Source organism: bacterium (assembly GCA_037131655.1).
Classification (GTDB): domain Bacteria; phylum Armatimonadota; class Fimbriimonadia; order Fimbriimonadales; family JBAXQP01; genus JBAXQP01.
Genome location: JBAXQP010000462.1, coordinates 1 through 1,673, shown reverse-complemented (window position 1 = coordinate 1,673; position 1,673 = coordinate 1). Strand labels below are relative to the sequence as shown.

Annotated in this window: 2 protein-coding genes; one reads left to right on the top strand and one right to left on the bottom strand. The window is 46.9% G+C overall.

Annotation, left to right across the window (positions count from 1 at the left end; all coding sequences use genetic code 11):
• Positions 1-869 (bottom strand): helix-turn-helix domain-containing protein (locus WCO51_13625; GenBank protein ID MEI6514293.1); only part of this gene is annotated, 869 nt, incomplete at its 3' end.
• Positions 870-1,326: 457 nt separating this feature from the next.
• Between WCO51_13625 and WCO51_13620 the strand changes: the two genes are divergently transcribed.
• The coding region (locus tag WCO51_13620; GenBank protein ID MEI6514292.1) for a choice-of-anchor K domain-containing protein at positions 1,327-1,673 on the top strand (347 nt) is incomplete at its 3' end.

Sequence of the window (1,673 nt, the reverse complement as noted above, 5' to 3'; positions counted from 1 at the left end):
GCCGTGATCTGGCCATTAACTATTAAACGAACAACCTGGCACTGCGCCTGCCAGTCCGGAAGCAAGGGAGCATCGATTCGCAGTAGCATCCGGAATGATTCGGCGGGAAGGGAATTAGAATCGAGTTTCATGTTTGAAAGCCCGGCGCCACCTAGACTGATGTTGTCCACGATAACACTCCCTGAAACCTTTTCCTCCGGCATGCGGACGCGGAATACATCGATGGTTCCAGGAACATTGAGCGCATGCCGAGGCCATTGCCGCTTATGTTCCACTGGAGCCGTTCGGGCAATAAGTTCCCTGGGCGCAAGCCTCAATAGTTCATATAGCGTTGTCTTCAAGGTATCAGGGGGCATACTATCCATCTGTAATAATGCATCGGCCCCCCAAAGGGCTCCTTGTTTCGGGTCGCTGTCGCGTAAGCAGCAGAGTACGGTCAATTTATGCCGGGTATCGAGTTCTCGCAACGAACGAATAATAGAGGGACAGGTAATATCGGTGGTCGTATCGTCCAGAATAAGTAAATCGGTCGGCTTTCTGGCGCAATTAATTAGTGCCTCCGATCCCCGCTCTACGACATCAATTTTGATTCGCCGATCCCCTGAGGCAATGGGGCCAACCAGACCGATTAAGTCCTGATTGTTACTGCGAAGCACAAGTTGCCTGCATATCAAGGAATGTTCATCAACAGTACGAATGTGCTTCCTTTTAAATTGTTCGATGCTCTCAACGGATATCACCCGCTCACCCGTAATAGGGTGAGCTTTACCGCGGAGCGAACCTTCATCAAAACGACGTACTACCGTTGATCTGGAAATCCCGAGTACCTTAGCTGCTTCTCCGGTTGACAGGTATTCGTTATCGTTCATTGTGATCTTCTTTGCAGACATTGCAGACATTAAGCGAGTTGTGTGCCAATTAGCCTTCAAGATGTCATCAGATCATCAAACAGCCTAAAAACCCAGTAAAAATGTAGTTTACTGGGGTGCTAGGTGCTTGTTCCAGTCTCGTTGACTACTCGAAATGTGTTAACAAATCCGACATTATGGAGTTTCCCATGGTAATGAAGGAGACCGCCAGTAGAATTCTTAAAGGAGTTTCCCGCAGGTAATATTTCTTTGTGAAATCCACATAACTTGTCAGAAAACTTTACGCTTTTCGGGCGCAGATTGGGCGTGATGGAAATCTTAATTAAATAATTTTCATGCGTAACAGTTTGGTGTTTAGGATATTATGATAAAATAACACGGCATAAGTTTTGGAATGGCATGCTTCGTGCATTATAGTCAACCAGTTAAAGTTAATTTTTGTAGAAAGGACTAGAAAATGAAAAAGTTATTTATCACCTCATTGGCCGTAGTAGCGGGGTTTAATTTGGCAGCAAATGCTGTTGTGTTCACTGGCACAGCCATAGGTTCATGGAATGACAGGGATAAAGAATCCAACAGATCCCAGTCAAGCATAGCCAATTCAGACGTTAATGGTTTTGCTACCGTGAGTTGGGGCGATCCCGCTTATTGCGGCGACAAGCCCAGTTATTTGAAATTCGACGGTGCCGGGAGCGATAACCCAGCCGTTCCGCCACTTTGGTCGAGTGTCAATAACCCGTTCCTGCTTGGGACGTTGCAATACTATAACGGAGTGCAGTGGGCGAACACTGGGCTGGATGGTGT